Source organism: Haloarcula ordinaria, assembly GCF_029338275.1.
Classification (GTDB): Archaea; Halobacteriota; Halobacteria; order Halobacteriales; family Haloarculaceae; genus Haloarcula; species Haloarcula ordinaria.
In genome coordinates this window covers 1,669,116-1,694,143 of sequence record NZ_CP119789.1, presented here as the reverse complement: position 1 = coordinate 1,694,143, position 25,028 = coordinate 1,669,116, and the positions used below count along the sequence as shown (strand labels likewise).

The 25,028-nt window shown below is 67.8% G+C and carries 26 protein-coding genes and 1 pseudogene; 7 read left to right on the top strand and 20 right to left on the bottom strand.

The window, feature by feature from the left end:
* Window positions 1-48: 48 nt before the first annotated feature.
* The 12 genes from P1L41_RS08950 to P1L41_RS08895 form a co-directional block, all read right to left on the bottom strand.
* Complete coding sequence (locus tag P1L41_RS08950) at window positions 49-1,824, bottom strand: Na(+)/H(+) antiporter subunit D (RefSeq protein WP_276295387.1); 1,776 nt, start codon at window positions 1,822-1,824, stop codon at window positions 49-51.
* A complete protein-coding gene (locus tag P1L41_RS08945) occupies window positions 1,824-3,527 on the bottom strand; it encodes a proton-conducting transporter transmembrane domain-containing protein (RefSeq protein WP_276295386.1) in 1,704 nt (567 codons plus the stop codon). Before P1L41_RS08945 ends, P1L41_RS08950 begins: the two co-directional genes overlap by 1 nt.
* The gene (locus P1L41_RS08940) at window positions 3,524-5,029 is read right to left on the bottom strand and encodes a monovalent cation/H+ antiporter subunit D family protein (RefSeq protein WP_276295385.1); all 1,506 of its coding nucleotides are present in this window, start codon (window positions 5,027-5,029) and stop codon (window positions 3,524-3,526) included. Before P1L41_RS08940 ends, P1L41_RS08945 begins: the two co-directional genes overlap by 4 nt.
* Window positions 5,022-5,381 carry a cation:proton antiporter subunit C gene (locus P1L41_RS08935; protein WP_379788710.1) on the bottom strand — a complete coding sequence of 120 codons (360 nt, stop codon included), beginning with the start codon at window positions 5,379-5,381 and terminating at the stop codon, window positions 5,022-5,024. Before P1L41_RS08935 ends, P1L41_RS08940 begins: the two co-directional genes overlap by 8 nt.
* Complete coding sequence (locus tag P1L41_RS08930; RefSeq protein ID WP_276295384.1) at window positions 5,378-5,848, bottom strand: Na(+)/H(+) antiporter subunit B; 471 nt, start codon at window positions 5,846-5,848, stop codon at window positions 5,378-5,380. Before P1L41_RS08930 ends, P1L41_RS08935 begins: the two co-directional genes overlap by 4 nt.
* On the bottom strand, window positions 5,845-6,384 hold the full coding sequence (locus P1L41_RS08925) for a DUF4040 domain-containing protein (protein WP_276295383.1): 540 nt from the start codon (window positions 6,382-6,384) through the stop codon (window positions 5,845-5,847). Before P1L41_RS08925 ends, P1L41_RS08930 begins: the two co-directional genes overlap by 4 nt.
* Complete coding sequence (gene mnhG, locus P1L41_RS08920; RefSeq protein WP_276295382.1) at window positions 6,381-6,701, bottom strand: monovalent cation/H(+) antiporter subunit G; 321 nt, start codon at window positions 6,699-6,701, stop codon at window positions 6,381-6,383. Before mnhG ends, P1L41_RS08925 begins: the two co-directional genes overlap by 4 nt.
* Window positions 6,698-6,973: a cation:proton antiporter gene (locus P1L41_RS08915; protein ID WP_276295381.1), complete on the bottom strand. Its 276-nt coding sequence runs from the start codon at window positions 6,971-6,973 to the stop codon at window positions 6,698-6,700. The genes mnhG and P1L41_RS08915 overlap by 4 nt, the downstream gene beginning before the upstream one ends.
* Complete coding sequence (locus P1L41_RS08910; RefSeq protein WP_276295380.1) at window positions 6,966-8,021, bottom strand: monovalent cation/H+ antiporter subunit E; 1,056 nt, start codon at window positions 8,019-8,021, stop codon at window positions 6,966-6,968. Before P1L41_RS08910 ends, P1L41_RS08915 begins: the two co-directional genes overlap by 8 nt.
* A 108-nt stretch (window positions 8,022-8,129) precedes the next feature.
* Entirely contained in the window at window positions 8,130-9,290 is a 1,161-nt protein-coding gene (gene coaBC, locus P1L41_RS08905) for a bifunctional phosphopantothenoylcysteine decarboxylase/phosphopantothenate--cysteine ligase CoaBC (RefSeq protein WP_276295379.1), read from the bottom strand.
* Window positions 9,291-9,494: 204 nt separating this feature from the next.
* The gene (locus P1L41_RS08900) at window positions 9,495-9,848 is read right to left on the bottom strand and encodes a DUF4112 domain-containing protein (RefSeq protein WP_276295378.1); all 354 of its coding nucleotides are present in this window, start codon (window positions 9,846-9,848) and stop codon (window positions 9,495-9,497) included.
* A gap of 84 nt (window positions 9,849-9,932) precedes the next feature.
* Entirely contained in the window at window positions 9,933-10,799 is an 867-nt protein-coding gene (locus tag P1L41_RS08895; RefSeq protein WP_276295377.1) for a universal stress protein, read from the bottom strand.
* Window positions 10,800-10,900: 101 nt separating this feature from the next.
* Between P1L41_RS08895 and P1L41_RS08890 the strand changes: the two genes are divergently transcribed.
* Complete coding sequence (locus P1L41_RS08890) at window positions 10,901-11,191, top strand: DUF211 domain-containing protein (RefSeq protein WP_276295376.1); 291 nt, start codon at window positions 10,901-10,903, stop codon at window positions 11,189-11,191.
* Between the two features lie 3 nt (window positions 11,192-11,194).
* Window positions 11,195-11,776 (top strand): VIT1/CCC1 transporter family protein, encoded by a 582-nt coding sequence (locus P1L41_RS08885; protein ID WP_276295375.1) that lies wholly within the window; start codon window positions 11,195-11,197, stop codon window positions 11,774-11,776.
* Window positions 11,777-11,785: 9 nt separating this feature from the next.
* On the opposite strand, the pseudogene P1L41_RS18630 reads toward P1L41_RS08885, so the two are convergent.
* Window positions 11,786-14,373 (bottom strand): annotated as a pseudogene (locus P1L41_RS18630) (cation-translocating P-type ATPase).
* A gap of 140 nt (window positions 14,374-14,513) precedes the next feature.
* Complete coding sequence (locus tag P1L41_RS08870) at window positions 14,514-14,969, bottom strand: pyridoxamine 5'-phosphate oxidase family protein (protein WP_276295372.1); 456 nt, start codon at window positions 14,967-14,969, stop codon at window positions 14,514-14,516.
* Between the two features lie 94 nt (window positions 14,970-15,063).
* Between P1L41_RS08870 and P1L41_RS08865 the strand changes: the two genes are divergently transcribed.
* Window positions 15,064-15,354, top strand: coding sequence for a transcriptional regulator (locus P1L41_RS08865; RefSeq protein ID WP_276295371.1), 291 nt, complete (start codon window positions 15,064-15,066; stop codon window positions 15,352-15,354).
* Between the two features lie 54 nt (window positions 15,355-15,408).
* Here the strand turns inward: P1L41_RS08865 and P1L41_RS08860 are convergent, their stop codons facing one another.
* Entirely contained in the window at window positions 15,409-15,825 is a 417-nt protein-coding gene (locus P1L41_RS08860; RefSeq protein WP_276295370.1) for a Rieske (2Fe-2S) protein, read from the bottom strand.
* Window positions 15,826-15,934: 109 nt separating this feature from the next.
* On the opposite strand from P1L41_RS08860, the gene P1L41_RS08855 reads away from it, so the two are divergent.
* Complete coding sequence (locus P1L41_RS08855; RefSeq protein ID WP_276295369.1) at window positions 15,935-16,375, top strand: pyridoxamine 5'-phosphate oxidase family protein; 441 nt, start codon at window positions 15,935-15,937, stop codon at window positions 16,373-16,375.
* A gap of 28 nt (window positions 16,376-16,403) precedes the next feature.
* On the opposite strand, the gene P1L41_RS08850 is transcribed toward P1L41_RS08855, so the two are convergent.
* Genes P1L41_RS08850 through P1L41_RS08830 form a run of 5 tightly spaced genes read right to left on the bottom strand, consistent with a single transcriptional unit; the run spans window position 16,404 to window position 20,832 of the window.
* Window positions 16,404-17,276: an aminotransferase class IV gene (locus P1L41_RS08850; RefSeq protein WP_276295368.1), complete on the bottom strand. Its 873-nt coding sequence runs from the start codon at window positions 17,274-17,276 to the stop codon at window positions 16,404-16,406.
* A complete protein-coding gene (locus P1L41_RS08845; RefSeq protein ID WP_276295367.1) occupies window positions 17,261-17,884 on the bottom strand; it encodes an anthranilate synthase component II in 624 nt (207 codons plus the stop codon). Before P1L41_RS08845 ends, P1L41_RS08850 begins: the two co-directional genes overlap by 16 nt.
* On the bottom strand, window positions 17,881-19,353 hold the full coding sequence (pabB, locus tag P1L41_RS08840) for an aminodeoxychorismate synthase, component I (RefSeq protein WP_276295366.1): 1,473 nt from the start codon (window positions 19,351-19,353) through the stop codon (window positions 17,881-17,883). Before pabB ends, P1L41_RS08845 begins: the two co-directional genes overlap by 4 nt.
* 44 nt (window positions 19,354-19,397) lie before the next feature.
* A complete protein-coding gene (locus P1L41_RS08835; RefSeq protein WP_276295365.1) occupies window positions 19,398-19,988 on the bottom strand; it encodes a helix-hairpin-helix domain-containing protein in 591 nt (196 codons plus the stop codon).
* A 46-nt stretch (window positions 19,989-20,034) separates the two neighbouring features.
* Window positions 20,035-20,832, bottom strand: a complete 798-nt coding sequence (locus tag P1L41_RS08830) for a shikimate dehydrogenase (protein WP_276295364.1) — start codon at window positions 20,830-20,832, stop codon at window positions 20,035-20,037.
* A 114-nt stretch (window positions 20,833-20,946) separates the two neighbouring features.
* Between P1L41_RS08830 and P1L41_RS08825 the strand changes: the two genes are divergently transcribed.
* The 3 genes from P1L41_RS08825 (at window position 20,947) to ftsZ (ending at window position 24,954) form a co-directional block, all read left to right on the top strand.
* Window positions 20,947-22,332 (top strand): sodium:calcium antiporter, encoded by a 1,386-nt coding sequence (locus P1L41_RS08825; protein WP_276295363.1) that lies wholly within the window; start codon window positions 20,947-20,949, stop codon window positions 22,330-22,332.
* The gene (locus tag P1L41_RS08820) at window positions 22,332-23,693 is read left to right on the top strand and encodes a D-aminoacyl-tRNA deacylase (protein WP_276295362.1); all 1,362 of its coding nucleotides are present in this window, start codon (window positions 22,332-22,334) and stop codon (window positions 23,691-23,693) included. Before P1L41_RS08825 ends, P1L41_RS08820 begins: the two co-directional genes overlap by 1 nt.
* 103 nt (window positions 23,694-23,796) lie before the next feature.
* Window positions 23,797-24,954 carry a cell division protein FtsZ gene (gene ftsZ, locus P1L41_RS08815; protein ID WP_276295361.1) on the top strand — a complete coding sequence of 386 codons (1,158 nt, stop codon included), beginning with the start codon at window positions 23,797-23,799 and terminating at the stop codon, window positions 24,952-24,954.
* Window positions 24,955-25,028 lie beyond the last annotated feature (74 nt).

The following is a 25,028-nucleotide window of genomic DNA, read 5'->3' as shown; positions in this document are numbered from 1 at the left end:
AGGGTCGAAGAACGATCCCAGTCGTGGTCACCGAATCGGCCACGCCGATCAGGACAGCGCGATCAGTGCCAGCGCGACGAACACCGCGAGGACGAGGATGCTGAACCCGATGCCGGCACGGAGCGGGTAGGCCAGCGAGTCGTCGTTCCCTGCGGTGTCCTGGAGCCGTCGAACGACCGTGTTCGGTTCCGAAACCACCCGCGTCGTCACCGCGGTGCCCCGGACCACCGCGCGGTCGACGGCGGCGTAGAGGTCAGTAACGCCGACGACGAGGACGCGCATCCCGTAGAACACGGCGGGGTTGTACAGCGAGTCGACGTCGGGGACGCGCCCGAGCTTCGAGAGGGGCTTCTTCGTCGCGTAGAACCCGATGAGACCTGCGATGGCGAGCGCGAGGCCCTCGACGATGTGGTCGACCGTGTACGTGACGTAGACGTGCGAGACGACGCTCTCGCTGGTCACGTCGAACGGGAGGATGCTGAACAGCGTCCCCGGAAGGAGGCCGTAAGCGACACACAGCACGGCGACGGCGACCATCGCGACGGTCTGGCCACGGTTGGCGTCCTTCACGGTGCCGTCGTACTCGCCGTGGAAGAAGGCGTAGTAGCCGAACTTGATGAACGACATGAACGTACCGACGCCACCGAGCAGGAGGAGCCATTCGAGCGTAGTGCGGTCGGTGCCCAGCGTCAGCGGCCCCGCCGCGAAGTCGTAGTGCGCGCCGGCGATGACGATGCCCTTGCTGACGAAGCCGTTGAAACCAGGGAAGCCCGCGATCGAGAGCGCCGCGACGGTGAACGCGACGGCGGTGATGGGCATCTCGCGGGCGAGGCCGCCGAGTTTCTTCAGGTTCTCGTTGCCGGTGCGATAGATGACGACGCCGGCGGTCATGAACAGCAGCGCCTTGTAGAGGATGTGGTTGTAGACGTGCGCGAACGCGCCGGCCTGGGCCAGCGTCGTCCCGATGCCGACGCCGGCGACCATGTACCCGACCTGCGACTGGATGTGATAGGAGAGGAGGCGACGCATATCGTTCTGGAACAGCGCGAACATCGCACCGAAGACAGCCATCCCACCGCCCATGTACGCGATGGCGACGTGGCCGTCCGGGAACGCCCGGTACATCCCGTAGACACCGGTCTTCGTCGTGAAGACACAGAGGAACACGCTGGCGGCGATGTGGGGGCGCGGGTAGGTGTCGGGCAGCCAAGCGTGCAGGCCGATGAAGCCGACGTTGACGCCGATACCGACGGCGGCGAGCGCTGCGGGGAGGCCCGCGGTGATGCCGTCGCCGGTGAACAGGAAGGTTCCCTGCGCGACGTAGTGCTGGAGGATGGCGGCCATCAGGAGTGTCCCGCCGATGCCGTGCAACAGCGCGTAGCGGAACCCGGCACGGACGGCGGCCCCGCGGTAGTGCCAGACCAGCAGCGTGCTGGTGACGGCCATCAGCTCCCAGAAGAAGATGAGCGAGAGCCAGTCACCGGCGAAGACAGCGCCGAAGCTCGTCGCGACGTACGAGAGCGCGAACGCCGTCTGGAGGCTCTCTGCCTTGCTCGCGTAGGAGTACAGGACCGCGACGGTCCCGATGATGCCGAAGATGAGTCCCATCAGGCGCGAGAACTCGTCGACGTTGAGGAAGGCCGCCTGGAACCCGAGGAACGACGTCTGGAGGTGTGTGCCGGCCGGGACCGAGAGCGACCACGGGACGGCCAGCGCAGGCACGAGCGCGCCGAGAGCGTGGCCGGGCTTTCGGGGCAGTACCGCCACCAACAGCGCCGTCACCAGCACGACGACGACCGGCGGCAGGAGCGTCAGCGTCGACATCAGGCGACCACCCCCGGGAGGCCGGTGACGATTGCCTCGACGATGCGGAGGAAGACCGCGGTGTCGGGGACGATGCCAAGCAGGAGCGAGAGGGTGGCGGCCGTGAGGATGGGTGCGAGCATGAACCAGGTACTCTCACCGCCGAGCCAGTTCCGCCGCTCCCAGCCGCCCTCGGGTGGGCCACCGTGGTACTCTTGGTCCTCGTGGTGCTTCCCGAGGTGGTCGACGTGTTCGGGGCGGGGAATCTCCGCGTCGTCAGTGGTGGTCTCGGGGGCCGTCTCGTCACCGCCGTCAGTCAGCGCGGCGGTGCGACCGCCCAGCATCTCCTCGATGAGCGGCTTCTCGTCGTGCGATTCGGGTGTCTCGAAGTACGCCTGATAGACGATGGGCCAGAAGTACGCGATGTTGAGCACACCCGAGACCAGCAGGGCCCCGGCGAAGACGAGGCTCCCGCCCTCGAGCGCGCCGATGATGATGTACCACTTGCTGACGAACCCGGCGACCAGCGGGATGCCGGCCATCCCGGCGGCCGCGACGCCGAAGGCGGCCATCGTCAGCGGCATCCGTCTCCCGATGCCGGCCATGTCGCTGATGTCGTCGGTGTGGGTCTCGACGTGGATGGCCCCCGCACAGAAGAACAGGGTGAGTTTCATGAAGGCGTGCGCGGGGATGTGGAGCAAGCCACCGACGAGGGCAGGGCCTTCGAGCAACGCGAGGCCCAGCACGATGTACGAGAGCTGGCTGATGGTCGAGTAGGCCAGCCGTCGCTTGAGGTTGTCTTTGCGGAGCGCGATGACGCTGGCAGTCAGCAGAGTGAGGGCGGCCACCGCAGCCAGCGGAAGGTCGACGCCGAGGTCGGCCATCACGTCGGGGCCGAAGACGTCGAGCACGACGCGGGCGATGCCGAAGACGCCGCTCTTGACGACAGCGACGGCGTGCAGCAGGCCCGAGACGGGCGTCGGCGCGACCATCGCGTCCGGGAGCCAGGAGTGCATCGGCATCAGCGCCGCCTTCACGCCGAATCCGGCGACCAGTAGCGCGAACGCGGCGCGTGCGAGTGTCGGGTCGGCGCTGGCGAGCGCGGCGATTCCACCGGGCGTGAACGTCGTCGTCCCGCTGGTGATGCCCGTCCCGGTGAGGAAGAAGACGAGGACGGTACCACCGAGGACCGCGACGCCGCCGCCGAAGGTGTAGGCGAGGTACTTCCGGCCGGCGGCGCGGGCCACATCGGTCTCGTCGTGGGTAACCAGCGGGTACGTCGAGACGGTCAGCAGCTCGTAGAAGACGAACAGTGTCAGCAGGTTCGCCGAGAACGCGACGCCGATGGCCGAAGCGAGGCTCGCGGCGAACGCGGCGAAGTAGCGCGTCTGAGCGTGTTCGTCCAGGCCGCGCATGTAGCCGATGGAGTAGAAGCTCGTGACAATCCAGAGCAGACTCGCGAGCAGGCCAAACAGGAGACCGAGCGGGTCGACGCGCAGGGCGAGTTCGATGCCGGTCGCGAACTGGCCGACCGAGAAGACGTACCGAGTGCCAGAGAGCACGCCGGGGACCATGCTCGCGACGATGGCGAACTTCGAGAGCGCCACGGCGATGGTGACGCCCTCGCGGACGTTGGGCCGCTCCTTCAGCGAGAGGATGACTGGAATCGCTATGGCCGACACGAGCACTGCCAACAGGGGTCTGAGTGAGGCGACGTCTGTCATTGGTCCAGGAGCGGTGGGAGCGTTTCGAGGAGCGTCTGTTCGAGTGCCGGTACCGCGGCGACGAGGGCGACGGCGAGGACGGCGGCGACGAAGACGACGGCGAGCATGCCGGTCGAAACCGGGCTGTCACCGCCGTCGGCGACCGGCGCCGTGCCGGCGTCGTCGGCGCCCTCCTCGCCGTAGATGGTCGGCTCGGCGAAGTAGAGCCGTTCGACGAGCTTCGCGAAGTACGCCAGCGTCAGGAGCGTACTCGCCAGCAGGACGACGACGACCGACCAGATCTCGGCCCGGACGGCGCCGACGACGATGTACCACTTGCCGACGAAGCCGATAGCCGGGGGGACGCCGACCATCGCCAGTGCGAGGACGGCGAACGCGCCGCCAGCCAGCGGGACGCGGCTCGCCATCCCGGAGTAGCCACTGACCGTCGTCGCGCCGGTGTCGCGCTCGATGACGCCGGTCGCGGCGAACAGTCCCCCTTTCATCACGGCGTGGCCCAGGAGGTGGACCGTCGCGCCCACGACGGCCGTCGGCGTCGCGATGGTGAAGCCGGCGACGACGAGGCCGAACTGCGAGACCGAGGAGTACGCGAGCATCCGCTGGACGCTGTTTTGCGACACCGCGAGCGCGCTCCCGGCGACGATGCTCACGCAGGCCAGCCCGATGAGCGTCCACCGGGCGACCGGCACCGCGGTGAGGAACTCGACGGTGAACACCGAAAACAGGATGCGGGCCAGCGCATACGCCGCGATGGTCGAGACGAGCGCCGAGATGAACGCGCTCACCGTGTCGGGCGCGTTGGCGTAGGCGTCGGGTTGCCAGGTGTGCAGTGGGAACAGCGCCACCTTCACCGTCAGCCCGCCGACCATCAGGCCGAACGCCGTGAGGACGAGCGGCGACCCGTAGCCGACTGCCGCGAGCTTGTCCGCGAGGTCGGCCATGTTGAGCGTCCCCGTCACCGCGAGCAGGTAGCCGACGCCCAGCAGGTACAGCGACGCGCCGACCGTCCCGATGATTAGGTACTTCAGCGCGGCGACGGCCGAACTGGCCTCGCGACCGCTCGCGACCAGACCGTACGCCGCCAGGCCGGTAATCTCGAGGAAGACGTAGAGGTTGAACACGTCGCCGGTGACGGCCATCCCGGTGAGACCGGTCACCAGCAGCAGGTACTGGCTGTAGAACGCGTTCGAGCGCGGCCCGGCGCGGCGAGCGTAGGCGAGCAGGCCCAGCGCGACGGCGCTCACCAGCAGGACGACGGCCGCCGAGAGGCCGTCGACCACGAGTTCGATGCCGTAGGGGATGGTGAACCCACCGACCGCGTAGTCGATGGTCCCGCTGGTCCCGACCGACCAGGCGAGCCACCCCGCGAGTGCGGTGTGGACGGCCATCGTGATGGTCGCGATGGACCAGCCGGCACGGTTGGAGACGAGACTCGCCACCAGCGGAATCGCACCGCCGACGATGGGGAGAACGACCAGTAAGACGGGGAGTTGTTCAATCATAGTAGAGCTGTTTGAGCGTCTCTTCGTCCAGCGTCCCGTACTCCGAGTAGATGCGGATGATGAGTGCGAGCGCCACCGCCGTCAGGCTCACCCCCACGACGATGGCGGTCAGGATGAGGACGTGGGGCAGCGGGCTGACGTACGGCCCCCCGCCGTCCTCGATGACCGGCGGGTTGGCCCCGGCCCGGAAGGACAGCGTGATGAAAAACAGGAAGATGCCCGTCTGGAAGATGTTCATCCCGATGACCTTCTTCACGAGGTTGCGCGACTCGATGAGCATGTACAGCCCGATGCCGAGCAGCACCACGACGGCGTAGTAGTTGTACCGCGTCAGCAGCAGGTCGACGATCATGCCTCTCCCTCCCCGTCGACGGCGTGTCCGAACCCGGCAGCCAGCAGGAAGAAGAGGCCGATGGCGACGCTGGCGACGATGGCACCGATGCCCAGTTCGACCAGTTCGATGCCGTACTTGCTCGCCTCCTTGTAGATGAACAGGTACTCGTTGTACTGCAGGAAGTTCCCCCCGAGCGCGATGGCGCCCAGGCCGATGGCGGCAAAGACGAGGACGCCGCCCGAGGCGAGCGCCGCGACGGCCCGGACGTCGACCCACTGGCGAGCCGACTCGATGCCGTAGGCGAAGGCCAGCATCATCACCGTGGCCCCGGCGATGACACCGCCCTGGAACCCGCCGCCCGGCGAGTCAGCGCCGTGGAACATCACGAACAGGGCGAAGGTCAGCACGAACGGCGCGACGACCCGGACCGTCGTCATGATGATGGTGCTCTCGACGTAGAGGGTCGATTGGTCGTCGGCGCTCATGCGAACACCTCCTGCCGGAGGACCGACAGCGCGGCCACGCCGGCGACGAAGACGACGACCGCCTCGCCGAGCGTGTCGAAGCCACGATAGGCCGCCAGCACCGCCGTCACCGCGTTCTTGACGCCCGTCTCGTCGTAGGCGTTGGCGATGTAGTACTGCGAGACTTCGCCGGCGACGACCGGGGCCGTCGGGTCACCGATGGCCGGCAGCGAGGGAACGGTCGCACCGAGGACGACGACGAACGCGCCGACCCCGAGCACTGTCCGGAGTCGGACCGGCTCGAGGCGTTCCTCCTCGTCAGGCCGGACCGTGTTGGCCATCGCCAGCAGGAACAGGATGGTCATGATGCCGGCACCCACCGCGGCCTCGGTCAGGCCGACGTCGGGGGCCTGCAGGATGACCCAGATGATGGAGACGCCCAGGCTGTAGGCCGCGAAGGCGATGACAGAGGAGAGCAGGTCCCGCAGCAGCGCCGCGCCCAGCGCACAGGCGACGACGAACACGATGAGCGCCGCCTCGATGAAGGTCAGCGTCATCCATCACCCTCCCGGTCATCGACGGTCCACGGGCGGATGCCCTGGTCCTCGGCCGCACGCGCGATGGCGTGTGCCGCCGTCGGGTTCGTCAGGAACATGAAGAGCAGCAGGAACACGGCCTTGATGGTCGAGAGGTTGGTCTGGATGGCGAGCGCGACGGCAACCAGAGCGAGGACGGCACCGAGTGTATCGCTCTTCGATGCCGCGTGTGCACGCGTGTAGATGTCCGGCAACCGGACGATGCCGACGGCCGCGACGCCACCGAAGAAGGCCCCGAGCGCCGCGAGGGCGACGATGGCCCACTCGAGGGGCGTCACAGCACACCTCCCCGCTCGACGGTGAACTTCGAGAACGCGATGGACAGCAGGAAGTTCAACAGCGCGTAGACGAGCGCGATGTCGAGGAACACCGACTGGTCGAAGGCGCCGGCGACCAGCGCGATGGCGATGACGGTGTTCGTCCCGACGACGTTGACGGCGATGATTCGGTCGAACGGCGTCGGCCCGGCGAAGACGCGGTAGAGCGCGACGACGGCGAAGATGACGAAGGTGCCGGCGACGACCAGCAGCGCCGTCTCGAACTCAACCATCGTAGGTCACCTCCTCGCAGTCCTCGCGTTCGCCCGGCGACGCGATGGCGGCGGCCTCGCGGCCGTAGAAGACGAACCGAACGGCCCGTTCTAAGCCGCCCGCCTCCAGGTCGTCGCGGGAGTTGTCGGTCAGCGAGTGGACGTTGAACGCGCGGTCGGAGACGCTTATGGTCAGCGTCCCCGGGGTCAGCGTGATGCTGTTCGCCAGCGTCGTGACCGGGGCGTCGCCCCAGACGGCGGCCCGGTAACGGATGACCGTCGGGTCGATTGGCAGCGACGGGTGCAGGACAACCTTCGCGATGTGGAGGTTCGCCAGCGCGATCTGCCAGAGCAGATAGGGGACGTAGACGACCATCCGCAGGAGCTGGATGGGGACGCGGGTGATAGAGGGCTGCTTGCTGAAGGCGATGGGTGCGAGCAACACCGAGACCAGCGTCGCGGTGATGGCGCCGGTGAAGAAGTCGAGCGCCTTGAGCGGACTCAACAGGAGGTAAAACAGGTACGAGGCGGCGAAGACGCTCAGGTACTTCGGGAGCGTCGCCGCGCGGGTGAGGACCGTCTGGCGGGCCTGGCGTTCGACCGGGGCTTCCTCGATTTCGAGGCCGTTACGGGCGAGTTCCAGCTCCAGGGGCCGCAACATCGGTGCCGCGCCTGCGGGGTTGTACTCGGGGTCCAGAATCGCCCGCTCGACGGCGTGTTCGTCGCCGTACTCCAGGAGCACGTCGGCGTAGTCGGCCGGTCCGAACAGGTATCGATCCGTGCCGAGGACGTCGAGCGTTATCGAGAGCCAGTCGGGGGGAGCGCCCCCGAGGTCCTCCTCCGTCCAAACGGAGACACGGTCGAGCAGGTCGGTCGCCGCGCCCAGCTCTTCGACCGCGTCGGGGTCCACAGAGCGGGTACCCGAAACGACGACGAAGTGGAGTTCCACCGGTGCAGCGGTGTCCTCGTGTAACGACTCGGCCTCGCTGATGGCGTACGCAACGGTGTTGCGGACCGTCGCCGAGTCGTCGACTGGGATCAGCAGACGGCGTGGGTCGGGTGCAGTCACAGTAGTGAGAGAATCCTGAGTGGTGGCGGTTGACACACTGTACAGTCGTTGTCGGTGAGAAACTGCGGGACACGCAAAACTATTTCGCAATGACGCAGCCGTTTCGCGTCAGGTGCCGAGTGCGGTGACCAGTTCGTTGGCGACGCGCGCTCCGAGTCCGCGCTTGTCACCGGTGTACTCGCTCACGTCGCCGTCACTGACGAGGAGTGCCCGGGTCTCGTCTTCGCCCATGACCCCGGCGTCGTTGGCGACGACGAATGCCAGTCCCGACCGGTCGCGAAGCGAGCGAGCCTGCTCGACGAGTGCGTCGTCGTCGCCCGCCGTCTCGACCTTGAACCCGACGATGGGGAGGTCCGGGGCGGCCTCGCGGACCGTGTCGATGAGTTTCGGGGCGGGTTCGAGTTCGAGCGTCAGGTCCGTCTGTCCGCTGCGAATCTTCTGGTCGGCCCGGTCGACGGTGTAGTCCGAGATGGCAGCCGCCGAGACGAGCGCGTCGGCCGACGGCGCCAGGTCGGTCGCCGCCGCGGTCATCTCCGCGCCGGACTCGACCGGTTCGACCGTCGCGTACGGGACGTCGGGCCCGTCGTGGAGGAGCGTCACGTCGGCGCCGCGGACGTAGCACGCCCGGGCCACCTCGCGGCCGGTCCGGCCCGACGCCCGGTTCGAGAGCGTCCGCACCGGGTCGATTGATTCGGTGGTCGCCCCCGCCGTCACGACGACGTGGCGCCCCCCGAGCGGCTGGGCACCGGCCGCCCTGGCGACGTCGGAGACGATGGCCTCCTCGGTGGCTATCTTGGCCTTTCCCTCCTCCACCCGGGGGTCGACGAATCCGACGCCCCAGGACTCGACGCGCTCGATAGCGTCCAGGACACCGGGATGGTCGTACATCGGTTCGTGCATCGCCGGCGCGACGACGACCGGGACGCCGGCTCCGAGCGCAGTCGTCGCACACGTCGTCACTGGCGTGTCATCGATGGCGCCTGCGACCTTCCCGACGGTGTTGGCCGTCGCCGGTGCCAGCAGGAGCACGTCACCCCAGCCGTCGGTGCCACAGAGTTCAACGTGTTCGACGGCCCCGGTTATCTCGGTCACGACGTCGTGCTCGGTGGCGAACTCGACGGCCCAGGGGTGGACGATGCCCGTCGCGCTGTCGGTCATCACGGCCCGAACGCTGGCCCCCTGTCGGCGCAGCTCGTGGGCGAGTTCCACCGTCTTGACCGCGGCGATGGAGCCGGACACCCCGAGGACGACGTTGACTCCGCTCAACATGCCCGCGTCTTCGCCCCCATCGGCTAAAAGTCCCGGCGTCCCTCACGCGGTCAGGTTTCGTTAAGCGATTTCGGGAGTGACTAGCCAGCCACCCCTGTCAGTCCCACCCGAAGCCGGATGGTCAGCCGAGCTGGGCGGGCCCTTTCTGGCTCTACAACCCGGCAATCAAATTTCTAAAATAAACAGCACCACTCACGCGCCCCGTCACTCGACGTGCGATTCGAGCAGGCGATTGTTCCGGTCGTTCACGCGCAAGAAGGCGTCGAACAGCGGCCCGACCACGGGAATCGACCCGAGGGCGAAGTCCAGACCCACCAGGGCGAGCATCCTGGCGAGCGTGCGTTTCGGGACGCCGAGCCGGACCGCCTCGAAGACGATGTACAGCGAGATGAGGGCCCCGACCGCGTCGCCAGTGACCGGGACGATGCTGAGGAGCGGGTCGAGCCCGAACCGGAGGTTCGTCCCCGGGACGCGGACGACGTCGTCCATGGCGGACGCGACGGTCCGGGTGCGTTCGAGTGCCGCCTCGCGTGCTGGCTGGGTCTGATAACGGAGCATCGGCGTCAGGTCGGTGCTACGTCTATGCAGCAGATACGGCTGGAACCCACCGAACGCCACGCGACGAAGCAGTGCGTGTCGGCCTCACTCCTCGGCCTCCTCGGGAGCCCGGACGGTCATCACCGGCACCGGCGACGTGCGGACGATTTTCTCGGTCACGCTCCCCAGCAGGTAGCGCTCGAGGCCAGTCCGGCCGTGGGTCCCCATCACCACGAGGTCGACGTCGTTGTCGTCGATATACGAGCTGATGGCCTGGTACGGGACGCCGTGGACGATGTCGGTCTGGATGGACTGGACGCCGTCGGTCGCCAGGTCGTCCTCGAGGGTGCCGACGGCCGACCGGGCCACCTTCTCCAGTTCGTCGAGAATCAGGTCCGAGCGGACGTCGACGCCCATCGAGCGCACGTCGACGACGGACAGCGCGTGGACCGTGGCGTCGGTCGCCGTCGCCACGGCTGCCGCCGGTCGGGCCGCTGCCCGCGCCCCGTCGCTCCCGTCCGTCGGGACCAGGATGTTCTCGAACGAGACGTCGGTGCCGTCCTCGGTCTCCTGGACCGTCAGGACAGGCGTATCGGAGAGGCGGACGACCTTCTCGGTCACACTGCCGAGGAGGTACCGACGGACGCCGGTCCGGCCGTGCGTTCCCATCACGATAAGGTCCGCATCGTTGTCCGCCGCGTACGTGCGTATCTCCTCGTCCGGAACGCCGTGGCGGACGGCCGTCGTCACGGAGAAGTCGTCGGTGTCGACACGGTCGACGAACTCCGCGAGGTCGACCGACGCGTCCGTCTCTGCGTCGTCTATCTCCGTCGCCTTGTCAAGGTAGCGGACGTCGACGACGGACAGCGCGTGGACCGTCCCGTCGTGTCGCCGGGCCAGTTCGGCGGCCGTCTCCAGCGCCCGTTCGGCCTGGTCGCTCCCGTCGGTAGGGACGAGAATCGTATCGAACATCTGTATGTAGCTCGTTCGCGGGACGAGGTTATAAATTGTTGTTCGATAAATATTACCACTGGAGAGGTACTTTTAGGGCCGGGGCCCGCCTACCGGACGGTATGGTCGCAGTTCGACGGCTCGTCTTAGACGTGCTGAAGCCCCACAGCCCGCGATTGACGACGTTCACTGAGCAGGTCACGGAGGCCGAGAGCGTGGCCGGCGCCACCGTCTCGCTCGTCGAACTGGACCAGGAGGTACAGACGATCAAGCTCACGCTCGAAGGGGAGAGCGTCGCCTACGACGAGGTCGAGACGATAGTCGAGGGACTCGGCGCGACGGTCCACTCGATAGACGAGGTGTCCTGCGGGGAGTACGTCGTCGAGGAACGAGCGACGTTCCAGGACGCTTGACGCGTGCCCTCGATTCGCAGTCGGCTCCGGATGCTCCTTGCCCGGGAGGACGTCCGGTCTATCTCGCGGCGGTACTTCATCTCGAACGGTTTCGACGGGACGCTGACCAGCATCGGCATCGTCGTGGGTGCCGTCCTCTCGGGGGTGCCAGACGGGGTGACAGTCATCCGAATCGGCCTCGGTGCCGCCGTCGGCCTGGGAACGTCGGCGGTCTGGAGCGTCTGGGAGATCGAACGGGCCGAGACGAAAGCCGAGATACTCCGCATCGAGCGGGCGATGCTCACCGACCTCGACGACACCCGCGTCCAGCGCGAGCATCGGAGCGCCCGCGTCCTCCACGCGACGATGAGCGGCCTGGGACCGCTGGTCGGCATCCTCGTGCCCCTGACGGCCTTCCTCTTCGAGGGGACGGTGTTCACCATGGCCGAGGCAGCAGTCGTCTCGGTAGCGCTCGGCATCGGCGTCCTCGGCGCGTTCGGGGCCTACATGGGCTCGATCTCCGGCCAGCGGTGGTACGTCGCGGCCGCACGGATGGGGCTCGCGGGGCTGGTCGTCGCGGTGGTGAACCTCGTCCTGCCGGGCTGAGTGCGACACTCAGGCGGCGGGCCCGGCGACGAACCGTTTCACCGCCCAGCCGACGACGAGCAACAGCGGCCCGCCCACAGCGAGCGCGAGCGCCAGCAGGCCCCAGTCGGCGAGCGAGAGCGGGACGGTGCCGAAGTAGGTCCGCAGCGGCGTGTACAGCACCGCGAGGTGGAGCAGGCTGGACAGGCCGACGGCGGCCGCAAGCCACCCGTTCGACAGCGTCGGCGTGTCCTTCGTCCACCGGACCACGTAGAGCTTGACGAACTCGAAGACGACGAAGCCGGTGAACACCATCGTCATCGCGTAGGGCGTGACCGAGGGCGCGCCGTTCAGCGTGACGACCATCACGCCGAGCATAACGACCGTCGCGACGAGTCCGGCGCCGGCGATGAACGCCATCATCTCCCGGTCGATGATGCCCGACGCCCGTTCTCGCGGCTGGCGGTCCATCACGTCGCCCGACGGGTCGGTGCCGAGCGCGAGGGCGGGCAGACCGTCGGTCAGGAGGTTTATCCACAGGAGCTGGACCGCAGGCAGGATGAGATAGCCAAAGAGCGAGGCGATGAACACCAGCAGCACCTCGGCGGCGTTCGCACTCAGGAGGTAGCCGACGAACTTCCAGATGTTGTCGAAGATGGTCCGCCCGCGCTCGATAGCGGTACGGATGGTCGCGTAGTTGTCGTCGAGGAGGACGATGTCGCTGGCCTCCTTCGCGACGTCGGTGCCGCGGACGCCCATCGCGATACCCACGTCGGCGTTCTTCAGCGCCGGCGCGTCGTTGACGCCGTCGCCGGTCATCGCCACCGAGTGGCCGTTGGCCTGGAGCGCTTTGAGAATCCGGACCTTGTGGACCGGTTCGGCACGGGCGTAGACGTCGACTTCCTCGACCCGCACGGCGAGCGTCTCGTCGTCCATCCCCTCGATGTCCCGCCCGGTCAGCGACTCGGACTCGATGCCGACCTGTGCGGCGATGGCCCGGGCGGTCACCTCGTTGTCGCCCGTTATCATCTTCACGTCGATGCCGGCCCGGTGGGTGTCAGCGATAGCCGGTGCCACCGCGTCCCGCGGCGGGTCGATGAGGCCCTGCAGGCCGACGAAGACGAGATTCTCCTCCGGCCCGCCGTCGTCCGAGCGGTCCTTGTAGGCGAACGCGAGCACACGGAGCGCGTCGCTCGCGAACTCCTCGACCTGCTCCTCGATTCGCGCTCTGGTCGCCTCGTCCATCGGTTCAGGCCCGTCCTCCCGGAGCAGGCGAGACGAGCGGTCGAGGACGACCTGTGGCGCGCCCTTGACGTACACCTCGTGCTCGTGAATCGTCGCCATGCGCTTGCGCTCCGACGTGAAGGGGACCTCGTCCTCGCGGGGGGGTGCTCGCTCTGAGTTCGGCGACGTCCAGGCCGTGGTTCTCGGCGGCGGCGACCAGCGCCTGTTCGGTCGGGTCGCCGTCGTCCGTGGTCGCGTCGTTACAGACCGCCCCGATTTCGAGGAGCTTTTCGGAGTCGGGGCGCCGGGTCCGTGTCGCCGTCGTCCGCGGCGACGGTCCCCGGACCCTCGATATCGAACGACTGGTCGTTCACCCAGGCGACGCGGACCTGCATCTCCCCTTCGGTCAGCGTGCCGGTCTTGTCCGTACAGACCACGTCGACGGAGCCCAGGCCCTCGACGGCCGGGAGGGTCCGGACGAGCGCGTTCTCGTCGGCCATCCGTCGGACGCCCAGCGCCAGGGTCAGCGTGACGACCGCGGGAAGCCCCTCGGGAATGGCGGCGACGGCGAGCGAGACGGCGGTGAGGCCGGCCTGGACGAGCGCCGTACCCCCGGCGACGAGCAACGGGACGATGACGGCAGAGAGGACGAGGACGGCGAGCCCGAGTCGGCGGCCGAGTCTATGGAGGTCCCGCTGGAGCGGCGTCTCGGGGTTCTCGGCCGTGAGCAGCTCCGTCGCGATAGTCCCCATCTCGGTGTCCATCCCCGTCTCGACGACGACGCCGACGGCGCGGCCACGGGTGACGCTGGTCCCCTTGTAGACCACGTTCGGCCGTTCTGCCAGCGGCGTGTCCGCCTGGACCGGGTCCGAATGTTTCTCGACCGGCATGCTCTCGCCGGTCAGCGCGGCCTCGTCGACCTCGAGGTTCTGGCTCTCGACCACCCGGCAGTCCGCCGGGACGACGTCCCCCTGTCCGAGTTGGACGATATCCCCCGGGACGAGGTCCGTCGCCGCAATCGTCGCCTCGGTGCCGTCGCGGCGGACCGTGATCTCGGGCGTCGCCAGCTCGCGCAGCGCCTCGAGGCTCCGCTCGGCGCGGTACTCCTGGACGAACCCGAAGACGCCGTTGCCGAGCAGAATCACGGTGATGAGGACGGCGTCGACGGTCTGGCCGATGGCAAAGGAGAGCGCCGCTGCAGCGAGCAGGACCCAGATGAGCGCGCTCGAGAACTGCGCGAGGAAGACCCGAACCGGCGAGCGGCGCTCCTCGGTGGTTATCTCGTTGGGTCCCGCGGTTTCGAGTCGCTCGGCGGCCGCCTCGCTCGTGAGCCCCTCCTCGCTCGTCTCGAGTGCTTCGAGGACGTCCGACGTCGACTGCGCGTGCCACTGCATCGGTCGCGTACGGTCAGTCCCCCACCACGCTCGGTTCGGCCCCTCCGGACGGCGACGCCAGACCCTGTCCGTGGTCGGAGCGAGCACCGGGTCGCATCGCCGTGACCGACTCGAATTCCGGAGTCACGGCGGCGTCACCGTCAGATGTCGGCACGGAGTTCTTTTCGAGCGGTCAGTTCGTCGGGGACGAGCCGGAGGAACTCGAAGGAGATGTCCTGGACTGGCATGTCGAAGACGTCCACGATGGGGATGTCGACCCGTTCCAGGCCCTCGAGCGTGTCAGTCGAGATGCCCTCGGTGTCGACCGACTCCAGCCGCCCTTTCGCGATGACGCTCACCCAGCGGTCTGCGTCCTCGGGGCGCCCGTAGGTGACGAACGTGACCCGCTTGCCGACGACGTCCCCCTTCTGGCTGTCCAGCCCGGTGGCCATCCGGAAGTAGAAGGCCGTCTTCTCCGGGTCGTAGCCGTACGAGATCGGGACCGAGTGTGGCGACTCGGCGCCGTCTGTCGCAAAAGAGACGACGCCAGTGCCACCGACGCCGAGGAACTCGTCGCGTTCGTCCGCGGGGACCGCTGCGCGGTGTGCTTCTCCCATACGTAATGTAACTCAAGGACAACTAATAAAGCCACGCTGCGGTGGACTCTCGACGGGGAACAAAACCTATTATCACGGGTTGCCAACTGCTGGCATGCGCGAGGTAAGTCGGACGACGCGACAGCGCATCGCAGACCGGTTGCGAGATGAGACGATGGCTGCCGGGACGATCGCGAACACGTTCGAGATACAGACCAGCGACGCGCTCACACACGTCGAGCACATCGCTCGGTCGCTCGAGTCGACGGACGAACAGTTGCTCGTCGCCCCGCCGGAGTGCAACGCCTGCGGGTTCGCCGACTTCGACGACCTGACGAACCGACCGAGTCGGTGCCCGGAGTGCAAGCACGAGAGCATCTCGGAGCCGGCCTACACTATCAGCTAAGTGAGCGTCGCGGACCGGTCACCAGTCGCCCCTCGAAAGCGACAGGCACCGACGCTACTGGCCGGAGAACCCGATACGACTGCCCGACGAGCGGTCGTGGTCGCCAGAAGGACCCTGTTTCTCGAACTCGTACCGGTCGTCGGTCAGGTACACCGCGCCGTCCGCGACAGACACCGAGAGCTCGTCGAGCACCGCCCCCTCACAGGGCCCGAAGTTGCAGTACCCGGAGTCCGATTCGAAGGTCGCACCGTGTTTCTCACACACCAGTTCGTCGTCGCGCATCGTCGCCCCGCTCCCCTTGTCCAGCCTGACGTCCCGCCAGTGGGGACAGTAGTTCTCGAAGGCTGCGACGCCATCGGACAGCGATACCAGGAGTGCCTCCTCGGTGTCGAACCCGTCACGGACGGTAAACAGGAGCGTCCCGTCGTCCGGCACCTCGTCGAGTGACGCGATCCGGCGATCCTCGTCCATTCTCGTCTGGCCGTATGCGTGTGGTCGGTTTCAACGTTCGGAACCGTCGATGCCGGCCGACGGGACCCTGCCACGTACCCTTATTGTCATTCGGATAGTAGGTATTGGTATGAGCCGGCGCAACATGGACGCCATCCAGATAGAGGAGTTTCTCAAGAACCAGGTGACTGGTGTGCTCTCGCTGGCCCGCGAGAACGACGGCTACGGCGTCCCGCTCTCGTACTGGTTCGACGAGGACGATTCGAGCTTCTACTTCCGGATGGGGTACGCGCCGGGGAGCCAGAAGCGGAAGTTCATCGACGCCTCGCAGTACGTGACCTTCGTGGTCTACGCGGACACCGAGGAGGGCTGGAAGAGCGTGCTCGCGGAGGGCGAGCTCGAGGTGCTGTCGGAGGATACCATCGACGCGTCCATCGAGGAGGTCACGAGACATCTCGACATCCCCTACTACGAGGTCCACGAACGCCCGATAGACGAACTGGAGTTCGACATCCTCCGGATGCGCGTGACGAAGCTGAACGGTATCGCCGAGGGGCATATGGGCGCCTGAGAGGGAGTCGCCCGTCCGCAGTCGTCGGTCAGTAGTACTCGGCTTCCACCCGTTCGTCGAACAGCCGCTGGAGGAGCGTCGTCATCGGGCCGGTTCCCACCTCGATGCCGTCGACGCTCGCAATCGGCCGCAGCTCCCACGTGGAGTTGGTGAGGAACGCCTCGTCGGCGTCCCGGACGGCGTCGAGCGAGTAGTGGCCGGTCTCGACGGGAAACGACTCTTCGCGAGCCAGATCGAGCACGACGGACCGAGTGACGCCGGGGAGGAGGTCCAGGTCGTCACTGGGTATCCGGAGGCCGTTCTCCGTGACGAAAAAGAGGTTGCTCGTCGCCCCCTCGACGACGTTGCCGTCCATATCGCGCATGAGGCACTCGTCGGCGGCCTCACGGTTGCCGGCCGCCCGACGTAGCTCCAGTCGGCCGAGGATGCCGTTGAGGTAGTTGTGCGTCTTGACGTCCGCGGGCACCGCCTCGCTCGGAATCCGGCGCGTCCGGACCGTCTGGACCGCCGCGGGGTCGTCCCAGACGCGCTGCCCGTCGCGGCCGCCCCGCGGGAGCGGGGTACAGGTGACGACAACCGTCGGGTCGACGTCGGCCCCTGGGGTGAGTTTCCCCGGCTGGACGCCCCTGCTGACCGAGACCTTGGCCGACGCCTCGTCCAGGCCGTTCTCCGCGAGCGTCTCGTCGACCCGGTCACGCAGGTCGTCGGGAACGGCGTCGGCGAACCCCAGCGTCTCGGCGGTGCGCTGGAGTCGCTCGCGGTGGGCGTCCCACTCGAAGGGAGTCCCGCCGTAGACGCGGAGCGTCTCGAACGCCGCGTCGCCGTACATGAACCCGCGGTCGCGGACTGACACCGTCGCCTCGTCGGCCGGGACGAGCTCGCCGTTTACGTGGTAGTACATTGGAGACAGAAGTTCTCGACCATGGTCTTGCCGTGTTCGGTGAGGATGCTCTCGGGGTGGAACTGGACGCCGACGTGGGGCCGCTCGCGGTGGCGCACGCCCATCAGGATGGTCGCCTCGTCGTCGGTGTAGGCCGTCTCCTCGAGCTCGTCGGGGAGGTCGACCCGCTCGACCGCCAGCGAGTGGTAGCGGCCGACCTCGACGGGGTCGGGGACGCCCTCGAAGACGCCCCGGCCGTCGTGGGTCACCTGCGAGGCCTTGCCGTGGACGACGGCCTCGGCGTGGCCGACTGGCGCGCCCGCAGCCGCACAGAGCGCCTGATGGCCGAGACAGACGCCGAGCGTCGGGTACGCGAGGTCGGCGAAGACGGGGATTGAGACCCCCGCTTCGGCGGGCGTTCCAGGGCCTGGCGAGACGACGATGCCGTCGGGGTCAAGCGCCCGAATCCCGTCGACGTTGATGGCGTCGTTGCGCCGGACGACGACGTCGTCCTCGCTCCCGCCGAGTCGGAGGACCACCTCGCCGACGTACTGCACGAGGTTGTAGGCGAACGAGTCGTAGTTGTCGACCACCAGCACCGTCGGGGCGAGGTCCGAACCACTGGTCACGGCGACCCCTCCACAGAGAGGTCGGCCCGTTTACCCAGCGCCTCGTCGATGGCGGTGACCAGCGCCCGGCCCTTGTCCAGCGTCTCGTCGTACTCCCGGTCGGGGTCCGAATCGTGGACGATACCCGCACCCACGCGGAGGTAGTAGTGGTCGGCGTATCGGACGAGCGTCCGGATGACGATGTTGAGCGTGGCCCGGCCGTCGAAGCCGAACACGCCGATGGAGCCTGTGTAGGGCCCGCGCTGGGTGCCCTCGACCTCGTCGATGATCTCCATCGTCCGGGGCTTCGGCGCGCCGGTGATGGTCCCACCGGGGAAGACGGCGGTGACGGCGTCCTGCAGCGTCGCTCGCTCCCGGAGCCGCCCCTCGACGACCGAGACGAGGTGCATCACCTCCGAGTAGCGGTCGACGCGTCGATAGTCGGTCACGTCGACAGTCCCGAACTGACTCACCTTCCCGAGGTCGTTGCGTTCGAGGTCGACCAGCATCGCGTGTTCGGCCCGCTCCTTCTCGTCGCGCAGGAGGTCGGCCTCCAGGCGGTCGTCTTCGGCGGCTGTCGCCCCCCGCGGCCGCGTGCCGGCTATCGGTTCTGTGACCAGGCGGTCGCCGTCGCGGTGCAAGAGGAGTTCGGGACTGGCGCTCACGAGGTCGACGCCCGGGAACTCGACGAGTGCCGAGTACGGCGCGGGGTTCACCTCGCGCAGCGCGTCGAACGCCTCGACGGGGTGGACGGCCGCCGGCGCCTGCAGGCGCTGGGAGACGTTCGCCTGGAAGGTGTCGCCGTCGCGGATGTACGCCTTGACGGTCCGGACGCGTTCGGCGAAGGACTCGCGGGTGCAGTCGCTCTCGAAGCGAGCCTCGTCGGCGTCGACGGGCGCATCGCCTACCACAGGGTCGCCCTCGGTGGCCCGCCGGGCGAGTGCGAGCGCGTGTTGCTTGCCGAACTCGTAGGCCGCCGTCGCGTCGTCGTGGTCGCCCAGTCTGGGGCAGGCGGTCACGCGGAGCGTCACCGGGCCGTCGCCGCGCGGTTCCTCCCAGGCCGCGACGCGGTCGTAGGCGCCGACCTGCAGGCGGGGCAGCGCCCGGTCGTCGAGAGCCTGCGTCGGGAGCGTCTCGAGGTCACGAACGATGTCGTAGGAGAGCCACCCGAACGCGCCACAGGGGTAGGGGACGTCACAGTCGCCACGGACGAGCGACGACGCGTCCAGCAGGTCAGAGAGCGCGTCCAGGGCCGGGCCGTCGTCGGGCGTGACGGACAGGAACTCGGCCGGAGCCGTCGCGAAGTAGCCCCAGCCGGACTGCCCACCGGTGGTCGCCAGGTAGACCCCACCGACCGCTTCGCGGGCCCGCCGGTAAGCAGTGAAGGGGTCGTCGACGGTGACGCGGACCTCGACCGGAATCCGGGCCTGTTCGTCCGCACCGGCCGCGAGGCTGGTGAACGACTCCCGGTCGGTTTCGACCGATACCATTACCGGGAGAGAACAGCTGCGCGACTAATTCCCTTGCGGTTCGGTCAGTAGTCGTTCGCCCGTTCGATCCAGCCGGCGACCCGGCTCTCCGCGAGGTCCGTCTGGGCGGCGATGTCGGCCGCGTCCGCGACGGCGAGGTCGCCGACTGTCTCGATGTCCAGGCCGGTGAGCCGCTCGGCGTAGGCCGGGCCGATACCTTTGATCTCGGTCACCGGGTCGTCCGCGCCCTCGAAGTCGAGTTCGGGTTCTGTATCTGCTGCCGATTCGACCTCGGGTTCAGGTTCTGGCTCGGTCTCGGCTTCCGAGGCGGGTTCGGCCTCCGGTTCAGACTCGGCCTCGGCTTCCGTCCCGGCGTCGGACTCGAGTTCCGCGTCGGATTCGTCTGGACCGTCGCTTTCGGCCGCTTCGCTAGCCGCCGCGGAGTCCACCTCCGTCTGTTCGTCGTCCGCGTCGGAGTCGTCGGGCTCGGGTTCAGGCGTGGCCGTCTCCGTCCCCTTGACCGCGTCCTCGGATTCGGTAGATGGCTCGCGCTCGACGGTCACGTCCACGTCCCGCTCACCGTTCGTCCCACTGGCGGCGGACGATTGGGCCCCGTCGAGCCCGAGAATAGATTTGATGGTTTGGAGCAGACCCATGACACGGCCTAGACCCCCCCGACACTAATCTCTTGCTGGTTTGCCACTAGAGACGGGCACGCAGCGCCCGGTTCATCGCCTCCACGGGAGCCGTCTCACCGGTCCACAGTTCGAAGGCCTCGACGCCCTGGTACAGGAGCATCCACGCCCCGTCGACCGTGGTCGCCCCCGCGGCGTCGGCATCGCGCAGCAGGCGCGTCTCGATGGGCGAGTAGACGGCATCCAGTACGGACAGGTCGCCGTGCAGCGCCGACTCGGGGACCGGCGTCGCGTCCTCCTCCATCCCGACGCTGGTGCAGTTGACGAGCACCTCGGCGTCGGCGAGCAGGTCGTCGAGGTCGTCGAGACCGTGCCCCGTCGCCCCGTCGACCTCCGCGGCGAGAGTGGTCGCCTTCGACGCCGTCCGATTGGCGATGCGGACCGCCATCCCCTCGTCCGCGAGGCCGAACGCCACCGCTCGGCCGGCGCCCCCCGCCCCGACGACGACGGCCGTCCCCTCGAGTTTGACGTCGTGGTGTGCCAGGGCGCGGACGGCACCGACAGCGTCGGTGTTGTACCCACGCGGCGTCTCGCCGGAGAAGTCGACGGTGTTGACCGCACCGATGCGCTCGGCCAGAGGGGCCGGCTCGACCGCCTCGAACACGTCCTGTTTGAACGGGATGGTGACGTTCAGCCCGTCGACGGCGAGCGTGTCGGCCGCCGCGATTGCCTCTGCACCGGCGTCGGCCGCCGGTTCGAACGTGACGTAGCGCGCGTCCAGGTCGAGTGCCTCGTAGCCCGCCTCGTGCATCGGCGGCGACAGTGAGTGCTCGACCGGGTTTCCGATGAGTCCGTAGACGTCCATATGTCCCCGAGCACACGCCGTCGGCATGAACGCCACGCTCCCGGCGAGCGGGTCGGCTCGCCCGATAATTCCCTTTCGCAACCTTTTCACGGGGACCAGTGTACGGGTCTCGTAGTGAGCTCTCTGCGTCACCCGCTGGTCCAGGTCGCCGTAACAGTCGCGCTGACCGCTGGCTGGGTCGCCGTCTTCCTCACGGGGACGTCGCTCGGGACGACGGCGACGGTGGCAGTCAGCGGCCTCGCCGTCCTGGGCGCGTCGTTCCTGCTGGCGTGGGGGGCAGAGACCGCCGAGAAAGACGTGCCACGGGCCTTCGCGATTGCCGTCCTGGCCGTCCTGGCCGTCGCGCCCGAGTACGCCGTCGACGCGCTGTTCGCGTGGAACGCGGGGGCCGGTGGTGCGACCGCCGAGGCCTGTGCGCAGTTCACCGCAGCCGAGATAGAGACCGGGGTGACGTCGCTGGCCGCGGCCTGTCACGATGCGAACCTCGCCATCGCCAACATGACCGGCGCCAACCGCATCCTCATCGGCATCGGGTGGGCCGGCATCGCTGTCTTCACCGTCTGGCGGGCGACGAAGACGAAAGACCCCGCAGTCATCAGCCGCGAGGGGATGCTCTCCGACGCCGTCCAGCTGGACCGAGATATCGCGACCGAGATCACGTTCCTCTTTCTGGCGACGATGTGGGCGTTCCTGGTCCCGCTGGGTGGCGGTATCGGTATCTTCGACACGCTGTTCCTCGTGGGCCTGTACGTCGCGTACATCGGTCTCGTGTTGAAATCGGACACCGAACACGGGGAGGAGCACGTCGGCGTGCCGAAGTACTTCCAGAACTGGTCGCTGCCGTGGCGCCCAATCGTGGTCCTGCTGCTCTTTGGCTACTCGGGGGCGATGATATTCACCGCCGTCGAACCGTTCGCCCACGGGCTGGAGGACATCGGCCTGGAGCTGGGTATCCCCGGCTTCTTCATGATACAGTGGATTGCCCCGCTGGCCAGCGAGTCGCCGGAGCTCATCGTCGTCGCCGTCCTCGTCAACAAGGCCCGCTCGACGGCCGGGTTCAACGCGCTCATCTCCTCGAAGCTCAACCAGTGGACGCTGCTCATCGGGACCATCGCCGTCGTCTACTCGCTGGCGCTGGGCCGGTACGGCGTCCTCCCGTTCGACTCGCGACAGGCCGCCGAGATATGGATCACGGCCGGCCAGTCTTTCTTCGCGCTGTCGATTCTGGTCAACTTCGAGATATCCGTCCGGGAGTCCATCCTGCTGTTCGTCCTGTTCATCTCGCAGGTCCTCGTCGAGTTCGCCCTCATCCAGGACCTGCTGGTCCTGCCGATAACGAGTCACGAGTTGCTGCTGGGCTACACGGCGCTGTATATGCTCGCCGGCACGGCCCTGTTCGTCAGCCGCCGCGCGTCGTTGGTCCTCCTCCTGGGACTGGCAGGCGACGCCGTCCGAACCGCCCTGGGCCGCGACCCGGTCCATCCCGAGTACATCGACTGATGCTCGCCATCGTCGTCTCCCGCGCCGACGAAGCGTCCGTCCACATCGGTGAGCGACTGCTCGAGCGCGGAGACTGGGAGACCGAAACCGACGAGCGTCGTCCGGACAGCGAGGGCGGCGGCACGGTCTACCGCCAGGGCGACGTCGAACTGCGGGAGTTCGACGGGCTGCACCTCGAGCTGACCGACCCCGCGGCTGCCTTCGACGACCCCGACCTGCTGGTCTTCGCCTCGAAGCACGCCGGCGAGACGGATGAGCTACTGACGGCGCACCACACCGGGAACTTCGGGGCCGCGGAGTACGGCGGTGCGGATGGCCACGTTGCGCGGGCCTGCCCTAACGCGCTCCGCGCCGTCGTCCACGCGCTCCAGGAGCACGCGCCCGACCGATACGACGTCGGCATCGAGTGCACGCACCACGGCCCGACGGACGTTGGCGCTCCGTCGATGTTCGTCGAGGTCGGGAGCGCCGAACCGCAGTGGGACGACCCCGAGGCAGCGACCGCCGTCGCGGCGGCGATACTCGACCTCGAAGGCGTCGCCGCCGACGCCCCCAGAGAGGACGGGACCCGGCGTCACCTTGTCGGGCTCGGCGGCGGCCACTACGCACCGCGGTTCGAGCGAGTGGTGCGCGAGACGGACTGGTCGGTGGGACACGTCGCCGCCGACTGGACGCTCGAGGCGCTCGAGGAGTGGGCCGAGGACGACGAGCAGTACGCGGCGGTTCTCCGGCGAGCCTTCGAGGCCAGCGCGGCCGACTACGCCCTCCTGGAGGATGACCGTCCGGAGCTTGCGGCGACCGTCGAGTCGCTCGGCTACCGGGTGGTCGGCGAGACGTTCGTGAAGGAGACGAGCGGCGTCCCGCTCGACCTGGTCGAGGCGCTGGAAGGGGAGGTAGCGTCGGTCGAAGACGGGCTCCGGTTCGGCGACCAGGCGACCGAGTTCGACGGGGAGTGGACCGTCGTCGACCTTCCGGCAGACCTGCTCGCGGAGGCCCGCGGTATCGACGAGGCGGCCGTCCGCACCCTGGTCGAGGCCGAGACGCTCGCGTTCGGGACCGAGCAGAATGGGACGGTGGTGGCCGGCCCGTTCGGCTGCCCCGATGGGGTAGGGACTGCCCGCGATCGACTGGTCGAAGGGCTCGTGGATATCCTCCGCGAGCAGTACGACAGTGTCGAGCGAGACGGGGACGAGGTCGTCGTTCGCGAGACGGCCTTCGACCCGGAGCTCGCGCGTACCGCTGGCATCCCCGAAGGACCGAAGTTCGGCCGCCTCGCTTCGGGCCGGTCGGTCGAGGTCGACGGCGAAGAGATCGGCCCGGAGCGGTTCCAGCGCGAGCGTATACGTCGATTTACGTTGTAGGAAACCGGCACGAGAGGCGGTCAGACGCCGGACGAGAGTGTCAGCCGAGCGTCAGACATAGGGGGAACGTTAATAACAACGCGTACGCAAGGGGGATTTAAATATGGACTCGATCATCGACGACGCCATCGACGAGGCCGAGCAGGAACGGGAGGAATCGTCGTCGGAGACAGCTGCGGAATCAACGGCGCCACGGGACGACGTGTCGACGTCCGGGCAGATGACCGACGAGGAACTCGCCAGCGTCGTCAAGGACCTGGAGACGAAGATCACCGTCGTCGGCTGTGGCGGTGCCGGGGGGAACACCGTCACGCGGATGATGGACGAAGGCATCCACGGCGCGAAGCTCGTCGCAGCGAACACCGACGCCCAGCACCTCGCCGACGAGGTGGAAGCCGACACGAAGATCCTCATCGGCCGCAAGCGCACCGGCGGCCGCGGCGCGGGGTCGGTGCCCAAAATCGGCGAAGAAGCCGCCCAGGAGAACATCGAGGACATCCAGCAGTCCATCGACGGGTCGGACATGGTGTTCGTCACCGCCGGACTCGGCGGGGGGACCGGGACCGGGTCGGCACCAGTGGTCGCACAGGCTGCTCAGGAAGCCGGCGCGCTGACGATCTCTATCGTCACGATTCCGTTCACTGCCGAAGGTGAACGTCGACGGGCGAACGCCGACGCCGGGCTCGAACGTCTCCGTTCGGTCTCGGACACCGTGATCGTCGTCCCGAACGACCGCCTGCTGGACTACGCACCGTCGATGCCACTGCAGGACGCCTTCAAGATCTGTGACCGCGTTCTCATGCGCTCGGTGAAGGGCATGACCGAACTGATCACCAAGCCTGGCCTGGTCAACGTGGACTTCGCCGACGTTCGCACCATCATGGAGAACGGCGGCGTCGCGATGATCGGCCTCGGCGAGTCCGACTCGGAGAACAAGGCCCAGGACTCCATCCGCTCGGCGCTTCGCTCGCCGTTGCTCGACGTGGAGTTCGACGGCGCGAACTCCGCGCTCGTGAACGTCGTCGGCGGCCCCGACATGAGCATCGAGGAGGCCGAGGGCGTCGTCGAGGAGATCTACGACCGCATCGATCCCGACGCCCGAATCATCTGGGGCGCGTCGGTCAACAACGAGTTCGACGGCAAGATGGAGACGATGATCGTGGTCACAGGCGTCGAGAGCCCACAGATCTACGGCCAGAGCGAGGCCGAACGCGAGCGCGAAGCACAGCAGATCGGCGACGACATCGACTACGTCGACTGACGCCGCCGTCGGATTGCGGTTTTCACGGTCCGATACTCTATCACGAGCCCGACGACCCGGTCGGACACTTACCA

What these genes read in the sequence shown, in the direction of transcription:
- P1L41_RS08950 (WP_276295387.1), bottom strand. Translation starts at nt 1,824, where the DNA reads ATGTCGACGCTGACGCTCCTGCCGCCGGTCGTCGTCGTGCTGGTGACG.
- P1L41_RS08945 (WP_276295386.1), bottom strand. Translation starts at nt 3,527, where the DNA reads ATGACAGACGTCGCCTCACTCAGACCCCTGTTGGCAGTGCTCGTGTCG.
- P1L41_RS08940 (WP_276295385.1), bottom strand. Translation starts at nt 5,029, where the DNA reads ATGATTGAACAACTCCCCGTCTTACTGGTCGTTCTCCCCATCGTCGGC.
- P1L41_RS08935 (WP_379788710.1), bottom strand. Translation starts at nt 5,381, where the DNA reads ATGATCGTCGACCTGCTGCTGACGCGGTACAACTACTACGCCGTCGTG.
- P1L41_RS08930 (WP_276295384.1), bottom strand. Translation starts at nt 5,848, where the DNA reads ATGAGCGCCGACGACCAATCGACCCTCTACGTCGAGAGCACCATCATC.
- P1L41_RS08925 (WP_276295383.1), bottom strand. Translation starts at nt 6,384, where the DNA reads ATGACGCTGACCTTCATCGAGGCGGCGCTCATCGTGTTCGTCGTCGCC.
- P1L41_RS08915 (WP_276295381.1), bottom strand. Translation starts at nt 6,973, where the DNA reads ATGGTTGAGTTCGAGACGGCGCTGCTGGTCGTCGCCGGCACCTTCGTC.
- coaBC (WP_276295379.1), bottom strand. Translation starts at nt 9,290, where the DNA reads ATGTTGAGCGGAGTCAACGTCGTCCTCGGGGTGTCCGGCTCCATCGCC.
- P1L41_RS08900 (WP_276295378.1), bottom strand. Translation starts at nt 9,848, where the DNA reads ATGCTCCGTTATCAGACCCAGCCAGCACGCGAGGCGGCACTCGAACGC.
- P1L41_RS08895 (WP_276295377.1), bottom strand. Translation starts at nt 10,799, where the DNA reads ATGTTCGATACGATTCTCGTCCCTACCGACGGGAGCGACCAGGCCGAA.
- P1L41_RS08890 (WP_276295376.1), top strand. Translation starts at nt 10,901, where the DNA reads ATGGTCGCAGTTCGACGGCTCGTCTTAGACGTGCTGAAGCCCCACAGC.
- P1L41_RS08870 (WP_276295372.1), bottom strand. Translation starts at nt 14,969, where the DNA reads ATGGGAGAAGCACACCGCGCAGCGGTCCCCGCGGACGAACGCGACGAG.
- P1L41_RS08865 (WP_276295371.1), top strand. Translation starts at nt 15,064, where the DNA reads ATGCGCGAGGTAAGTCGGACGACGCGACAGCGCATCGCAGACCGGTTG.
- P1L41_RS08860 (WP_276295370.1), bottom strand. Translation starts at nt 15,825, where the DNA reads ATGGACGAGGATCGCCGGATCGCGTCACTCGACGAGGTGCCGGACGAC.
- P1L41_RS08855 (WP_276295369.1), top strand. Translation starts at nt 15,935, where the DNA reads ATGAGCCGGCGCAACATGGACGCCATCCAGATAGAGGAGTTTCTCAAG.
- P1L41_RS08850 (WP_276295368.1), bottom strand. Translation starts at nt 17,276, where the DNA reads ATGTACTACCACGTAAACGGCGAGCTCGTCCCGGCCGACGAGGCGACG.
- pabB (WP_276295366.1), bottom strand. Translation starts at nt 19,353, where the DNA reads ATGGTATCGGTCGAAACCGACCGGGAGTCGTTCACCAGCCTCGCGGCC.
- P1L41_RS08835 (WP_276295365.1), bottom strand. Translation starts at nt 19,988, where the DNA reads ATGGGTCTGCTCCAAACCATCAAATCTATTCTCGGGCTCGACGGGGCC.
- P1L41_RS08830 (WP_276295364.1), bottom strand. Translation starts at nt 20,832, where the DNA reads ATGGACGTCTACGGACTCATCGGAAACCCGGTCGAGCACTCACTGTCG.
- P1L41_RS08820 (WP_276295362.1), top strand. Translation starts at nt 22,332, where the DNA reads ATGCTCGCCATCGTCGTCTCCCGCGCCGACGAAGCGTCCGTCCACATC.
- ftsZ (WP_276295361.1), top strand. Translation starts at nt 23,797, where the DNA reads ATGGACTCGATCATCGACGACGCCATCGACGAGGCCGAGCAGGAACGG.